Source organism: Granulicella tundricola MP5ACTX9 (genome assembly GCF_000178975.2).
GTDB lineage: Bacteria > Acidobacteriota > Terriglobia > Terriglobales > Acidobacteriaceae > Edaphobacter > Edaphobacter tundricola.
The window spans coordinates 4,162,939-4,177,843 of record NC_015064.1 but is presented as its reverse complement, the minus strand read 5'-3'; the positions used below and the strand labels follow the sequence as shown (position 1 = coordinate 4,177,843).

At 57.8% G+C, this 14,905-nt stretch carries 10 protein-coding genes; 6 read left to right on the top strand and 4 right to left on the bottom strand.

What is annotated here, in order from left to right:
- Positions 1-7: 7 nt before the first annotated feature.
- Both bamA and ACIX9_RS18250 read right to left on the bottom strand, forming a co-directional pair.
- Positions 8-2,836, bottom strand: coding sequence for an outer membrane protein assembly factor BamA (bamA, locus tag ACIX9_RS18255; RefSeq protein ID WP_408609732.1), 2,829 nt, complete (start codon positions 2,834-2,836; stop codon positions 8-10).
- Between the two features lie 472 nt (positions 2,837-3,308).
- Complete coding sequence (locus ACIX9_RS18250; RefSeq protein ID WP_157477680.1) at positions 3,309-3,896, bottom strand: DUF5715 family protein; 588 nt, start codon at positions 3,894-3,896, stop codon at positions 3,309-3,311.
- Positions 3,897-4,375: 479 nt separating this feature from the next.
- On the opposite strand from ACIX9_RS18250, the gene ACIX9_RS18240 reads away from it, so the two are divergent.
- From ACIX9_RS18240 to ACIX9_RS24970, 4 genes are all read left to right on the top strand, one after another.
- Positions 4,376-4,786 carry a c-type cytochrome domain-containing protein gene (locus ACIX9_RS18240; protein WP_013581974.1) on the top strand — a complete coding sequence of 137 codons (411 nt, stop codon included), beginning with the start codon at positions 4,376-4,378 and terminating at the stop codon, positions 4,784-4,786.
- Positions 4,787-4,955: 169 nt separating this feature from the next.
- Positions 4,956-5,519 carry a hypothetical protein gene (locus ACIX9_RS18235; protein ID WP_013581973.1) on the top strand — a complete coding sequence of 188 codons (564 nt, stop codon included), beginning with the start codon at positions 4,956-4,958 and terminating at the stop codon, positions 5,517-5,519.
- Positions 5,520-5,731: 212 nt separating this feature from the next.
- Entirely contained in the window at positions 5,732-6,508 is a 777-nt protein-coding gene (locus ACIX9_RS18230) for a PEGA domain-containing protein (RefSeq protein WP_232298751.1), read from the top strand.
- 121 nt (positions 6,509-6,629) lie between these two features.
- Positions 6,630-8,450, top strand: coding sequence for a P-loop NTPase (locus ACIX9_RS24970; RefSeq protein ID WP_083808489.1), 1,821 nt, complete (start codon positions 6,630-6,632; stop codon positions 8,448-8,450).
- A gap of 116 nt (positions 8,451-8,566) precedes the next feature.
- On the opposite strand, the gene ACIX9_RS18225 is transcribed toward ACIX9_RS24970, so the two are convergent.
- Positions 8,567-9,527, bottom strand: a protein-coding gene (locus tag ACIX9_RS18225) for an IS5 family transposase (RefSeq protein WP_041598203.1) whose coding sequence is annotated in 2 segments (ribosomal slippage) — positions 8,567-9,307 and positions 9,309-9,527 — 960 coding nt in all. Because the reading frame shifts where the segments join, the coding sequence is not laid out codon by codon here.
- 54 nt (positions 9,528-9,581) lie between these two features.
- Here ACIX9_RS18225 and ACIX9_RS18220 point away from each other — a divergent pair.
- Both ACIX9_RS18220 and ACIX9_RS18215 read left to right on the top strand, forming a co-directional pair.
- On the top strand, positions 9,582-10,226 hold the full coding sequence (locus tag ACIX9_RS18220) for a hypothetical protein (RefSeq protein WP_041597212.1): 645 nt from the start codon (positions 9,582-9,584) through the stop codon (positions 10,224-10,226).
- 115 nt (positions 10,227-10,341) lie between these two features.
- Positions 10,342-11,301: an IS5 family transposase gene (locus ACIX9_RS18215; protein WP_041597230.1), complete on the top strand. Its 960-nt coding sequence runs from the start codon at positions 10,342-10,344 to the stop codon at positions 11,299-11,301.
- A 636-nt stretch (positions 11,302-11,937) separates the two neighbouring features.
- Here ACIX9_RS18215 and gyrA read toward each other — a convergent pair.
- Positions 11,938-14,859, bottom strand: coding sequence for a DNA gyrase subunit A (gene gyrA, locus ACIX9_RS18210; RefSeq protein ID WP_013581971.1), 2,922 nt, complete (start codon positions 14,857-14,859; stop codon positions 11,938-11,940).
- Between the last annotated feature and the right edge of the window lie 46 nt (positions 14,860-14,905).

The window sequence follows — 14,905 nt, the reverse complement described above, 5'->3', positions numbered from 1 at the left end:
CCTACCATTAGAACGTAGTGCTGACCGTCAGGCGGAAGGTCTTTCTCGGCTCACGCAGGACATAATCCGCGCCGTACAGCTGTACTGCCTGCTGGTAGCTGTACTGGCCCGCGCCCGTGTTCGGGAAGTAGCTGCGGAACGTGCCCAGGCTGACCGGGAGCTGCATGGGCAGATCCTTGTAGAGGCGAAGCGGGTTATACGCGTAGAAGATGCGGAACGGTGCGTTGACGATCGGCAGGATGACCTGCAACTCAGCTCCGTTCGACATACGCGGCACAAAGTTGGTGCCGGACGCCGTGTGCAGATACTGGCTGAAGGTGACGGACTGGCCGCCGAAGCAGGCACCGTTGACGAACGTTGGGCAGCCATAGGATGGGCTGTTCAACGTGGACAAACCGGCGACGCTCTGGCGAAGCTGCGAGTCCTGCGTGTTGAAGGTGAGGCCGAAGTCCGTGAAGAACGCAAACGTGACCTGGTTGACGATCGGGATGCGGTACTCCAGGTTAGAGGTCAGCTGCGTATCGCCGCCGATGGGCTGGAGACGATAGACCGGGATCGGAATCTGGATGTTGCCCAGGCTCGGATTGGACGGGTCGCGCGGGATGGTCGAGCCGTCCGGGTTGGTCAGATTGAACTGAACGCGGTTGGGGATGACCACGTATGGGGAGGAAGCGCGGACGTCGAAGCCGCGGACTTCAGATTCGCCGCCACCATAGATACGCTGCTGCGGCGGTGCCACTTCGCCGCCGAACCCGCCCACGTGGGCAAGCTGGACGCGCATGCCAAGGACATTATGGCCTTCGCGGTTAATCTTCAGACCCTTCATCGGGTAGAACTGGCGGAACGCAATGGCAGGCGAGTAGTACTTCACGTTTCCGCCCGCGCCTGCAATCTGGATCTGCGCGTTGAAGTCGCGGCCGCTGTGCGGGCCCTGCGCGCGGTCAAGGCTGGAGAACGTGAAGGTCGGCGTAAAGACCGAGGTCACGATGCCGCTCAACTGGTTCAGGCCGGCCACGCCGGAGCGGAACGAGAGGTTCTGGAAGACGTTACGCGTGTTGTCGTTGAAGGTCGTGATCGACGAGCGCGACAGCGAGTACGAGACACCGGCGCGAGCTACACCGGTCCGCGCCAGCAAGTGACGCAGCGGCTCTGACAGTGAAGTCGTGAAGCCGGTGGTGGCCTGGTTGTAGTTCGCAAGCTGAGAGTTCTGCGCGGCGGAAAGATTCGAGGTTCCGGTTGCGCCGTAGCTCTTGGATGGATTGAAGTCGTACTTGGTGGTGAAGACGCTGACACCGACGGAGATCGGCTTGTTGCGCAGGTAAGGCTCGTTGAAGCCGAAGCTCAGGTTGCGCGAGAGATCGCCGACGTTCGCCTGTACGGAGAGCGTTTCGCCCAGTCCGAGGAAGTTATTGGTCTCGTAGTTCAGGCCGATGAAGGTTCCCGAGAGCCCGGAGATACCGCCGTTCAGGCCGATCGAGTTTTTGCCCTTCTCTTTCAGCTTGACCAGAAGGTCCACGGTGCCGTCGTCGGCGTTCTGCCTGGATTCAACGTCCTGATCGCTCTTCAGGGCTTCAAAGTAGTTCAACTGATTCAGGCGCAGCAACGAGAGATCGACCAGCCGGGAGTTGTAGACCTGGCCTTCTTCCACGAGGAGTTCGCGGCGGATGACCTTGTCGCGCGTGATGGTGTTGCCGGTGAACTCGATGCGCGAGATATAGAACGGCTTGCCTTCGTCAATATCGATGTCGAGGTAGATCAGTTTCTTGGCTTCATCGAAGCGCGGGGCCGGTGTGCCGACGAAGTTGATGTATCCGAGTTCGCCATAGGCTTTTTGAAGCTGAGTCAGACCTTTGCCGAAGAGCGAGGCATTGAAGTACTCGCCATCCTTCAGCGCGAACTGTGCGCGCAGAACGCGCGTGTTGGGTACGTGTGCGTTGCCCTTGAAGGTGATGCCGCCAAGCTTGTAGCGATCGCCCTCTTCCACCGGCATCAGGATATCGATGCGCTTGCCCACGGTGGGCTTGAGCAGGAAAGGGTTGAAACTGGAGGTGTCGCGGATCTTGGTGACGGGCTCGGCGGTGATTGCCTTGAAGTAACCCTTATCGCGATACGCCACGCGGACACGCTCGGCGTCTTCGTCGAGCTTGGAGGCGTCGAAGGTGCGGGCCAGCAGATTCTCGAGCACGATCGAGTGGGGTACGCCGATCGGCTTCAGGTTCTTCATCGACGCGCGCAGTGTGCGGTCCGGAATGCTGTTGTTGCCGTCGAAGACGATCTTGCCGACCTTTACGGTCGGACCTTCCTTGACGTTGAACGTCAGCGAGACCGCAGCGGGCGGAATCGTCTTGACCTCGCTCTTGATCGTCGCAAACTGGTGGCCGTGTTGGGAGAGAAGCTCCTTCAGCACGGTCTCGGCGCGCTTGATGCGGGTGGGATCGTACTGGCTTTCAACCGTCAGACCAACCTTGGCCTTCTTGAAGGCCTCCTGCGCATCGGAGAGCGAAACCGCGTTCAGACCCTTGTAGTTGATCTCGCGGATGGTCGGCTTTTCCTGCACGTAGATGACAAGCTGAACGCAGGCTGGAGTGTCGACGCGCTCGATGCGTACGTTCTCAAAGTAGCCGGTGTTCCAGAGCGAGTTGAAATCACGCTCGACAATCGCAGGATCGTACAGATTGCCCTGGCGGGAGAACAGCCGGGCCAGTACGGACTCCTTGGGAATACGGCGGTTGCCGATGACCTGGGGCTGGCAAAGCGCCTGCGCATTGCCGTTCTGGAGGTCTGCCGCCTGGGTTTCAGCCGCCGCGGGGGCTGTCTGTGCCTGCGCTACATCCATACAGGGCAGGCCGGCTGCCAGGACGATCAACGCCGCCAGGGAATAGGCAAAGCTGCGGTGACGGGATGCGGAGGCTTGAATGCTTCCATGAATCGGTTGCATGGTCGGGTGGGCCTGGGGACCAGAAACCCCGCTTGCTGGCTCGTTCTGCTGCTTGATGGAGCTGTCGCTCGCTCGCTTCACGGTAAAGATACGCACACCCTCACTGCCCTATGGAAATCTAGTCAAAACACGTCCCGAACATTGCTCAGGGGGAAAGCTCGATTATAGGTGAGCCGAAGCCTCGTTGCGAGTTCCCGTCCGGATTCAGGCTCCAAGAGAAGCGCAAAATGGGCGGGAGAAGCTCACCGGATAATCAAAACGATAGGGCTTGGACGAAGCAGGCTGCGGTTGGGTAGTGACGAATGTGATGCTGTTCGTTGCCCACATTTCACCAGTAGAAGACCAGCCGCAGCCACATTTTCACCACGTTCTACCGCATGGCTGCCGCCAGCACGGTTGCCGCGCCGCGATGAGTCTGCGCGATGTCGCGTGGGGCTACAGGGGCAGGCACGTAACGCCGATAAACGCTGATGTGAAAGCAGGCCTGCTGAAACTCCTCCTCCACATCGATCTTGCCTTGCTGCACCAGGGGCAATAGATATCCGCGCATCCATGCGATTTCTGTGGCGGATAATCCATGTTTTGCGATATCTACGGCCTGCCCGGTCAGGTGCGGGGAGGCCGTGTCGCCTTCAGCCGGGGCAGCGTTGCCGTTGATTCTAAGCAACTTTTGCTGAAACTCCACTGTTCGAACTGCGGAATTGACTTGGAGAGGAGAGTGGAAGCGCTCGTAGTGTGCGCGTGCCATCGCCGCTAGAAACTGCGCGGTCCATGGGCGGCAGTAGCGCCGATTTGCTGGCAAACGATCATCCGCCTGCAAGCCTAAAGCTTCTGGAATTATCACCAAGGAGCGATCCGCACGCATGCGGTCCAGGTCGGAATCATCCTGCACCCGCGTCAGTCCATCTGAATCAGCCATGAGATTTTGGTGAATCAAAATTTCATGTGAACCCTTCATGGGGGGTACCACCATGAAAACAGGGGACTTAACAGTGGCTACTTCTGGGGTGGGGGTGTGGTGAAGCTTGCGGTTGTGGTGGGTGTAGATGGGCTCTGGCGTTGATTCTATTGGGGTTGAGCGGGCGATGGTGCGTGCCGATGGGGCTGGCTTGTGATGGCGTCCCGAAACGGGATTGACCCTATCTTGTTGAGGCATAGGGGGTTTATGGCGGTGGTGGAGCTGTGTCTCAGTTTTTTTTGCGGCGTGGGTGGTTTGGCGCTGGCCGTGAGACTTTGCGGCGGCGGGGTGGTGCGGGTGGGCGTACGCTGGGGCGCCGGCGGTGGCGAAGACCGCGAAGAGTGCTAATTTGTGGGCAAATACGCGCATTTGGTGGGGCGGGCGCGGAGTCGCAGAGCAATTGTTACGTTATATTCTGGGTGTACCCCGTATAAGTATTGATGTTGATTCTGTTGTCGAGTCTGCTAATAGGAGGGCGGATGCTCCGCTTTGGAACTGGGTTAGGTGTCGCGGCTATGTTGTTCATGGCATGGGGCTTGGGTGGCGTCAAGGCACAGGATGACGCGAGCAAGCCGGAGTTTTACACAACGAAGGTGAAGCCGATCCTGGAGACGAACTGCGCCAAGTGTCATATGGGGATCAATCACCGTGGGGGGCTGAACATCGACACGCGCGCGGGGATGCTCAAGGGGGGGCATGACGGGACGGTTCTGGTTCCGGGCGATGCGGATAAGTCGTTGCTGGTCAGGCTGATACGGCATGAAGGGCCCAAGGATGATCCGATGCCGATGCCTCCAAACAAGCCCAAGCTTTCGGATGCGGATATCGCGGTTGTGGCTCAGTGGGTGAAGGCTGGGGCGGTTATGCCGCTCGATGCTGTCAATCCCTAACTGGTTAACGTTACTGTGGAAATGTATCTTTTGTGGTAGCCGAAACGCACCACAAAACGTGGTGGAGTACCGCCTTTTCACCAGGCGGGAACCACCACGTTTTTGCGTGTGGAATGTCTCGACAATTTGGGGGTGCTGGGTGTCGATCGCTGAGAGAGCCGTCGCAAGCATGAAAGGTTTTCAGTACGGGCGTGTACCACGTAAAGCAGCAGGTCTGTGGTTTGGGGTGGGGCTGGCTGGGACGCTGTTCGCTGTGTGTGGGGCGCAGGCTGCAGGGCATGGGCCGGTGAGGGTGAAGGGGACGAAGCCGCCGCTGGTGCTGCGGCAATATGGCCGGGTGACTTATTTGGAGGGCTCGGGCTTGAAGCTGGCGCTGACGCATCCCGGGGTTCGTCCGCAGGGGCTGAATGCGCCGTTTGGGGCGGCGCAGGTGTTCGCCAAGCCGGGGCATGTGCTGATCTTTACGGATAGTTTCGCTTCCAATCCGGGCAATGTGCAGGGGGAGTGCGGGGCAAGTGAGACCGGGGAGCGGTATCTGCATGTGCTGGCTCTGGGGCAGCCGAAGGAGACGCTTTCCGTGCTGGTGGAGAGCTGCTGGCTGAACATGGTGCCGGCGCACGCGCCGAAGTGGGATGCGGCGGCGGGGACGGTGACGGTCGATCTGCTGAGTAACGATAAGGGGCCGTTGCACTCGGTCTATCGTGTTGGGGCGGATGGGGCTGTGAAGCATTAGTTGGTGGGGAGTTTTGTGTTGGTGCAGGTTTTGCTTGCGTGGGTGAGGGTTGGGCTGTAGGCTTTGGCATCTGCCAAATCTGAGTTTTATAGGACCTTGCCTTGAATCTGTTTTCCTCTGCTTTGCTTTGCCTGCTTTCAGCAGGTTCCTCTGCCCTCTCTCAACAGACCACTCCTGCTAACCCTTCACAACCTGGCTCTCCTTCCGGGAGTGTGCCTGCGAAGGCTGCTGCCGCTAGTCCCGCTGCGCCTGCTGGTGCTTCGGCTGCGGTGGTTGCTACGCCGAACACGTTGATGGATGGGACTGCGGTCAAGCTGCGGCTGGCGGAGACGATCACGTCCGCGAACGCGAAGGTGGGGCAGTCGGTTTCGTTTGAGGTGGTGGACGAGGTCGATGTGATGGGGGTGATGGTGGTGCCGAAGGGCGCGCAGGCGCTGGCGACTGTGACCGAGGCGCAGAGCAAGCGGAGCATGGGGCGGGGCGGGAAGCTGGACGTCAATATCGATTCCATGCGGCTGGCGGATGGGGAGAAGGCCGCGCTGCGGGCGACCGAGGGCGGCAAGGGCGGGGGGCATACGGGGGCGATGACGGCGGGGATTGTGGGGACGGCGATCGTGTTCTTCCCGGCGGCTCCGCTGCTGCTGTTTATTCACGGCAAGGACATCTCGATCCCGAAGGGGACGGAGGTGACGGCGTTCGTGGCGGGCGATATGCACCTGGAGATGGCGAAGTTTGTGCCGCAGGATGCGCCGGGAGTTGTGGCGGGAACGGCCGTGGCGCAGATGGCGAGTCTTGCGGTGGACGCGAGTGTGGCGGGGGCGGACATCGAGGTGGATGGGGCGTTTGTGGGGAATACGCCTTCTACGGTGTCGGTGGCTGCGGGGAAGCATGAGATTACGGTGAAGAAGAGTGGGTACCAGGACTGGACGCGGAATATGACGGTGAGTGGGGGGGCGGTGAGGGTGAGTGCGGAGATGGTGGCGAAGTAGGGTTGCTTATTGCTCTCAGGGAACACCAGTCTAGTATTTTGAAATGGCTAGCATCTGATCAAGGGCGTCGTGATCTAAACTCATCTTAAAACAATCTGTGACTCAATTAAGAGGTAAGGAAATGATTCCTGAAGACTCCTTAGCGGCATTCAAGCAATCCCTCCTAAGTGGTTCATATAACTTGCTGACGGGTTCCGGAATCTCCAGGGACAGCACGAATCAAAAAAAACAAAAATTATTAGGAGCCGAGGATCTGCGGATACATCTTTGCGACCTCACAGGGGCGAAGAGCGGCACATCCCTGAGTCGTGTATATCCTCTACTCAAAAAGGAGCAGATCGCAAAAGAGCTAGTTGAAGCCTACAGTGGGTGTCATCCTGGCCAATCTCTAAAATATCTAGACAAATTTTTGTGGAGGAGATTCTTTACTTTTAATATAGATGACGTCGTAGAACATAAATACTCATCTAGCAGCATGCAAAATTTGGTAACACTGAACTATGACTCGCCTTTTGAACCCACACCTAGTCGAGATCAACTTCAGATCGTTCATCTTCATGGATGGGTCAAGCGACCAGAATCGGGCTTTGTATTTTCTAACAATGAATATGCAAGAAACATGGGAGCGCTTAATCCGTGGATGCACACGTTGGCAGAGATCCTTGCAACAGAGTCTTTTATTATTGCGGGAACCTCCCTTAATGAGATTGATCTTGAGTACTATCTAAGCCACCGAACCTCATCTACTCCTAGGCGGGGTTCTGGTCCATCACTGCTTATCGAGCCGGACCCTGATCCTGTCACCGAATCAGATTGTGCACGCTACGGGTTGATACTAGTAAAAGCTACGTTTGAAGAGTTTTTGAATTGGCTTCACAACGAAATTCCTGCTCCACCAACGATCGCAGACCTAGTGGTCCCAAATGCAGCTACACTCTTTCAGCCTGATATAAGCCAAAAGGACCTTCTCCACCTTTTCTTGGACTTCCAGCTAGTCACCGCAGCAAGTCTGCCGCTTCCTTCAACGCCAAGTGCATTTCTCTGGGGCCGAGAGCCTGATTGGGATGACCTTAATCATCACTATGATATCGAACGGAAAGCGAATGTTGCCATACGGACAACGGTTGAAAGAAGTTTGCGAGATGGCAATGTTCCTAAACTTCTGATTACGTCGGCTGATGCTGGAACTGGTAAAAGCACCACAATCAGACGAGTTGGTCACGACCTTGCGATGAGCGGTCAACCAGTGCTGGTAGTAAGAACATTGTCGAAAATCGATGTTGAACATGCAGTCAAGTGTTTTGATAAGGCCGTGCTCCCTCTATTGCTCTTAGTGGATAATTTTGCGGACCATGCAGAACAAGTCCAAGAGATATTAGAGAGATTAGGGGATCCATCGCGGCTCACCGTATTGGGTGCAGAGCGATCGTACAGAAATGAATATGTTCGCCTTGCGATCGGTCGACTTCCTCATACGCGTACCAGTTTTACACCTTTGTCAATGGCCGAATGCGAAGAAGTCCTGGGTAGATACCAACAATTTGGTCTAATTGCCGACCCCGGCGCTTTAAATAATCCTACTGCATACGCTCGCCGCATTTCTGGAGAACCAATCGCCATCTCAGTATGTCAAATACTCAATGACTTCAGGCCGTTAGATCGATTGGCAGAATCTTTGTGGAAAGAGTCTACTGAAGATGATGCTTCCGCGTATCTTAGTGTTTCATTAGCACAACACTGTTACTCGGAAGGAGTGAGATATAGCATTCTTCAGACGGCACTAGGAATCAAAAAGTCTATACACCACTTATTCGGGAGGTCCGTACCTTTGAAGTTGGCCTATAACGTTACAGAAAGTGATTTTGTAACTACGCTTCAAAGTGTGCTTGGAGAGCGTGTGCTCAAGAGTGTTAGGGAGCCTCTGCGCAGGCGGCCGATTTGACGATGTCGGTGTGTGACTTGAGTCGGCGGCCAAGTTTTTCAGCGGGGGGGGCCGTGCTTTGCTTGTTCTGGCTGGGGTTTGTGCGGAGTCGAAGACTCATAGCCCGTCTCCCGGCGCTAGGCGGCGGTTCCCGCCAGGTGCTTGCGGTGGAGGTAGAGGTTGATGAGGGCGAAGTTGGCGCATAGCCGGTGATGGTTCTTGGCGATGCCTCGGTAGCGTACCTTGTCGAAGCCGAAGACGCGCTTCAGGACACGGAAGACATGTTCTACTTTCGCTCTTACTTTTGATTTCGTCGTATTCTTCTTCTTTGCCGCTTCATCGACATAGTTCTTGAACCTGGTTCGCTTGCAGGTCATGTCCTGGGCCTTGGGCGCGGCCTGCCGGATGGCCTTGGTCTGGCCTTGATAGCCGCCGTCGCCCCACACCTTTCGCTCGTCGCCATGCAGCAAATCCGGCAGCATGTGAACGTCTGAAACGTTGGCCGCAGACGTCGCCACCGAATGCACGTGACCTTCTTTTGCATCAACGCCGATGTGCGCCTTCAGTCCGAAGTACCACTGCTTGCCCTTACGAGTCTGACGCATCGCCGGATCACGCTCTTTCTTCTCGTTCTTGGTCGAAGAAGGCGCATGAATAATGGTCGCATCCACGATCGTGCCGGTCTCGATGCGGATGCCCCTGGCCGCCAGATGCAGGTTCACCGCGTCGAGCATGGCACCGCCAAGGTCATGCTTTTCGAGCAGGTGGCGGAAGCGCAGCACTGTCGTTTCATCCGGTGCCGGAGCCACGCCCAGGTCAACACCAGCGAACCGCCGCAGCGTGAAGGACTCATAAAACGCCTCTTCGACGCCGGGGTCGGGACAAGTTGAACCACTGTTGCATAAAGTACGTCCGAAGCATGATCGCAAGCCCGACAGGACGACGGCCGTTGCCGGCCTTCGGGTAGTGCGGTTCGACCAGAGCCTGTAACTCGGGCCACGGAACAACCACTTCCATTTCATCCAAAAACAGCTCCCGCCGAGACTTCCGCCCATACTTCTCAAAGCTCGACTGGGACGCAAACGTCTGCTGCTTCATCGCCATCCACCCCTAACCATCAGATTAATCCATCAGGCCGCGGACGCAGAACTTGTGAAGAGTTTCCTTAGTGGCTCCAATGAGTCTTTAGCTTTAAAGGCGTTCACAAATCTCGCAAAAGCTCTAGCTCCACATGTCAATCGGAAAGCCATCATCGCCCGATCGCCGGAAGCCCGCCTAACAAGGAGACTTTTCGATGCGGACAAAGTCGTGAAAGTGTTCCTTCCGAATTTTGCGGGCCAGTTCTATTTGTCAACGCAGGACACTTGGGAGTGGAACTCAAGATATTGGGAGCAGCGGGCCTTATTTACCGCAGATGATGACTTGTCAACTGGGCTTCAGTATGCGAGACACGCTGTCGCTATCGAAAACCATCCTTTCGCACTGACTACGCTCGGCAAGCTTTTGTTACGAAGAATGGAGAGTGCGCCGATGGAGCGCGATGCAGCCTTCAACGAAGCATTTCAAAAGCTATCTCGCGCCATTGATGATGAAGAAGAGCGTGCAAGAATAACCGTCCACCCATTTCTAACTGTTTTCGCTGGCACAAGCCGCTTCTTAGAACTTAATGGAACCCTAAGCGCAAAGCAGCGTGCCGCCTTGCAAGGGTATCTGCTTCAAGCTCCCACGAGGTTCCGCGGCGATCCAGGAATTCAAGCAACCTGCCAACGACTAGATGAGCAAATTAATTGGTCATGAGTATACATTTAGCGGCCAGGTAGCACCCTGCTTATTTACCGGCTCTAGGGAAACTCTGCACAAGTTCTGCGTCCGCGGCCTGATGGATTAATCTGATGGTTAGGGGTGGATGGCGATGAAGCAGCAGACGTTTGCGTCCCAGTCGATCTTTGAGAAGTATGGGCGGAAGTCTCGGCGGGAGCTGTTTTTGGATGAGATGGAAGTGGTTGTTCCGTGGCCCGAGTTACAGGCTCTGGTCGAACCGCACTACCCGAAGGCCGGCAACGGCCGTCGTCCTGTCGGGCTTGCGATCATGCTTCGGACGTACTTTATGCAACAGTGGTTCAACTTGTCCGACCCCGGCGTCGAAGAGGCGTTTTATGAGTCCTTCACGCTGCGGCGGTTCGCTGGTGTTGACCTGGGCGTGGCTCCGGCACCGGATGAAACGACAGTGCTGCGCTTCCGCCACCTGCTCGAAAAGCATGACCTTGGCGGTGCCATGCTCGACGCGGTGAACCTGCATCTGGCGGCCAGGGGCATCCGCATCGAGACCGGCACGATCGTGGATGCGACCATTATTCATGCGCCTTCTTCGACCAAGAACGAGAAGAAAGAGCGTGATCCGGCGATGCGTCAGACTCGTAAGGGCAAGCAGTGGTACTTCGGACTGAAGGCGCACATCGGCGTTGATGCAAAAGAAGGTCACGTGCACTCAGTGGCAACGTCGGCGGCCAACGTCTCCGACGTACACATGCTGCCGGATCTGCTACATGGGGAGGAGCGAAAGGTGTGGGGCGACGGCGGCTATCAAGGCCAGACCAAGGCAATCCGGCAGGCCGCGCCCAAGGCCCAGGACATGACCTGCAAGCGAACCAGGTTCAAGAACTATGTCGATGAAGCGGCAAAGAAGAAGAATACGACGAAATCAAAAGTAAGAGCGAAAGTAGAACACGTCTTCCGTATCCTGAAGCGCGTCTTCGGCTTCGACAAGGTACGCTACAGAGGCATCGCCAAGAACCATCACCGGCTATGCGCCAACTTCGCCCTCATCAACCTCTACCTCCACCGCAAGCACCTGGCGGGAACCGCCGCCTAGCGCCGGGAGACGGGCTATGAGTCTTCGACTCCGCACAAACCCCAGCCAGAACAAGCAAAGCACGGCCCAACCGCAGAAAAACTTGGCCGCCGACTCAAGTCACACACCGACATCGTCAAATCGGCCGCCTGCGCAGAGGCTCCCTAGGCCAAAGACTATCCCGCTTGCGCGATTTCTAAATGACCTTGTGAAATTCAAAGCCAAAGCGATAAGTGGCCGAAGATTTTTAACTGAAGTGAGTGCTAGAGTGACATTTGGTTGGGAGCCTCAAGCACTCGCTAATCGCAGTCTATAGAGCTAATAGAGAGCATACCCAAAGGACAAAGGCCAAGTCTTTGGTGGGTTTGTGAGACCCGAGGCTGAAGCCTCGGGGTACCTAGCTGCAATGGCAACTGCAAAGACAGAAGCAGATTCCCTTCGGGAATGACAAACAAAAGGACAACGGCAAAGACAAACGCAGGTTCCCTTCGGGAATGACAACTAGAAGGGCAACGGCAAGGGCCAAAGCAAACGCAGATTCCCTTCGGGAATGACAAACAGAGTACGAAGACAGACGCGGATCACACTCGGGAATGACAAAAATTTGGCCCTTCCGGTTGAGGGAAGGGCCAAGTGGTCTACGAAAGTGGATTGCAGTTATTGCAGGAGGGTGCCGTTTTCTAGTTTCTCTTTGGGGTCTTCGGGGGGGATGGTCATGGCGGCGGCTACCTTGTCGTCCTGGTCTAGGTCCAGGAGCTTTACGCCGCTGGTGCTGCGGCCTGCGGCTCGGACCTGCTTGGTGTCGATGCGGATGATCTTGCCGAACTGGCTGATGAGCATCATCTCCGTGGTGTCGTCTACGAGGGAGATGCTGGTGACCTTGCCGGTTTTGGTGCCGGTCTTCATGTTGATGACGCCGGTGCCGCCGCGGGACTGGAGGCGGTAACGATCGACGTCGGTGCGCTTGCCGAAGCCGTTTTCCGAGACCGTGAGGATGAGGCAGGGGGTTAGGCCCAGCTTCTCGTCCAGTTTGTCCAGTTTGGCGCTGCTGACGGGTGGGGCGGCGGCGACGTCGGAGGGGTCGCCTTCGAGGACAAGGGAGGCGTCGGTGGCTTCGGTGATGGCGTCTTCGAGCTGGGCGAGGAGGCCGAGGGCTTCGGCGCGCTCGCGGCGCTGCTTTTCACGGGCCTCCGGGGAGGGAGTGACGGCGGCACCGATGACGAAGTCGCCCTTGCGAAGGTTGATTCCTCTGTTGCCCGTCGCAGGGCGGCCCATGGGGCGGAGATCCTGCTCGTTGAAGCGGATGGCCATGCCGTCGTGGGTGGCGAGGAAGACGACGTCGGAGCCGGTGGTGATGCGGGCGGTGATGAGCTCGTCTTCCTTGTCGATGCCGATGGCGATGATGCCGCGGCTCATGACGTTGGAGAAGTCCTTGAGGGGGGTCTTCTTGACGGTGCCGTTGCGGGTGGCGAAGAGGATGTTCTTGCCCTCCTCGGTGAGGTTCTTGACGGGGAGGATGGTGACGACTTTTTCTCCGGGCTGGAGGTCGACGAGGGAGGCCATGGCCTTGCCTTTGCCGGTGATGCCGGTGTCGGGGATCTCGTAGATCTTGAGCCAGTAGACGCGGCCGGAGTTGGTGAAGCAGAGGAGATAGGCGTGGGTGGACTCGATGATGAGCTGGGCGACGAAGTCTTCGTCACGGGTCTTCATGCCGATGCGTCCGGTGCCGCCGCGGCGCTGCTGGCGGTAGGTCGAGATGGGGGTGCGCTTGAGGTAGCCGGTGTTGGAGACGGTGACGGCGACTTGTTCGTCGGCGATGAGGTCTTCGAGGCCTAGCTCGGCGGTCTCGTCGAGGATGATGGTGCGGCGGGGGTCGCCGTACTTGTCGCGGATCTGCGCCAATTCATCTGCGATGACCTGGCGGAGCTTTGCCGGGGAGTTGAGGATTGATTCGAACTCGGCGATGTTGTCGCGGATGAGGGCGAGTTCTTTGAGGAGCTCGTCGATGGAGAGCTGGGTGAGGCGATAGAGCTGGAGTTCGAGGATCGCGTCGATCTGGCGGTAGGCGAGGATCAACGTCGCGCCGGTGCCGGCGTTGGCGGGCGGGGGCGGAATGAGGCGGGGGTCGATGCCGTACTTGGCGGGGTCTAATGTTATGCCGCGTAACTCCGTTCCGCGGAGAGTTATCGTCCGGTTGCTGAAGTAGGCGAAGAGGTTCTCGCGTGCGTCGGCGCGGGAGCTGGACTGGCGGATGATGCGGATGACCTGATCGAGATGGTCGAGAGCGATCTGGAGGCCGAGGAGGATGGCTTCGCGGTCGCGCGCCTTGGCGAGGAGGAAGGCGGTGCGGCGGCGGACGACTTCGATGCGGTGATCGAGGAAGGCGCGGATGGCCTTGTCGAGCGGGAGCTCCTTGGGCTGGCCGTTGTGGACGGCCAGGAAGATCATGGAGAAGGACTCCTGCATCTGGGTGTGCTTGTGGAGCTGGTTGAGGACGATCTGGTGCTCGGCACCGCGCTTGATGCCGATGACGATGCGCATGCCGTCGCGGTCGGACTCGTCGCGGAACTCGTCGCGGGCGATGTCGGTGATGATGCCTTCGTTGACGAGCTCGGCGATGCGCTCAATGAGCTTGGACTTGTTGACCTGGTAGGGGATCTCGTCGACGACGATGGCCTGGCGACCGCCGGAGATGTTTTCGATGTGGCACTTGGCGCGCATCATGAAGCGGCCGCGGCCGGTGCGGTAGGCCTGGGGGATGTTGGTGCGGCCGAAGAGGGTTCCGCCGGTGGGGAAGTCTGGGCCGAGGACGTGCTGGAGGACGAGTTCGAGGTCCGGGGTGGTGTCCTGGGGGGACTTCTGCAGGAGCGAGATGCAGGCGCTGACGACCTCAGTGAGGTTGTGCGGGGGGATGTTGGTGGCCATGCCTACGGCGATGCCGGAGCTGCCATTGATGATGAGATTGGGGACGCGGGCGGGGAGGACACTGGGCTCGAGGGTGGACTCGTCGTAGTTGGGGACGAAATCTACGGTGTCCATGTCGATGTCCGCGAGCATCTCGCCGGCGAGGCGGGTGAGGCGGGATTCGGTGTACCGCATGGCCGCGGGGGAGTCACCGTCGACGGAGCCGAAGTTTCCCTGTCCGTCGACCATGAGGTAACGGAGGGAGAAGGGCTGAGCGAGGCGGACCATGGTGTCGTAGATGGCGGAGTCGCCGTGGGGATGGTAGTTCCCCATGACGTGGCCTACGACTTTGGCTGATTTGGTGTATTTTTTGTTGAACTGGAGGCCCATCTCCTGCATGCCGTAGAGGATGCGGCGGTGAACGGGCTTGAGGCCGTCGCGGACGTCGGGGAGGGCTCGGCCGATGATGACCGACATGGAGTAGTCGAGATACGAGCGGCGCATCTCCTCCTCAATGTTGATGGAGGTCATGATGAGCGCGCCGCGGCCCTGGACCTGACCGTACTTGGGGTCGTCCGGCGGGGTGCCTGCGGGGGGCGGGTTGTTCGAGGAGGCGTCCTGCGAATCGGGTACTTCAGGCGTGCTGGGGTCTTCGGGGAAGAGATCGTCTGCCATGGTCTCCTCCATGATAAATGGTTGATTTAAGGGGGTAAAGGAAAGA

Bases quoted from the DNA above. Each gene is read 5' to 3' on its own strand.
- bamA (WP_408609732.1), bottom strand. From the start codon at position 2,836: ATGGATGTAGCGCAGGCACAGACAGCCCCCGCGGCGGCTGAAACCCAG.
- ACIX9_RS18215 (WP_041597230.1), top strand. From the start codon at position 10,342: ATGAAGCAGCAGACGTTTGCGTCCCAGTCGATCTTTGAGAAGTATGGG.
- ACIX9_RS18240 (WP_013581974.1), top strand. From the start codon at position 4,376: ATGCTCCGCTTTGGAACTGGGTTAGGTGTCGCGGCTATGTTGTTCATG.
- gyrA (WP_013581971.1), bottom strand. From the start codon at position 14,859: ATGGCAGACGATCTCTTCCCCGAAGACCCCAGCACGCCTGAAGTACCC.
- ACIX9_RS24970 (WP_083808489.1), top strand. From the start codon at position 6,630: ATGATTCCTGAAGACTCCTTAGCGGCATTCAAGCAATCCCTCCTAAGT.
- ACIX9_RS18250 (WP_157477680.1), bottom strand. From the start codon at position 3,896: ATGAAGGGTTCACATGAAATTTTGATTCACCAAAATCTCATGGCTGAT.
- ACIX9_RS18235 (WP_013581973.1), top strand. From the start codon at position 4,956: ATGAAAGGTTTTCAGTACGGGCGTGTACCACGTAAAGCAGCAGGTCTG.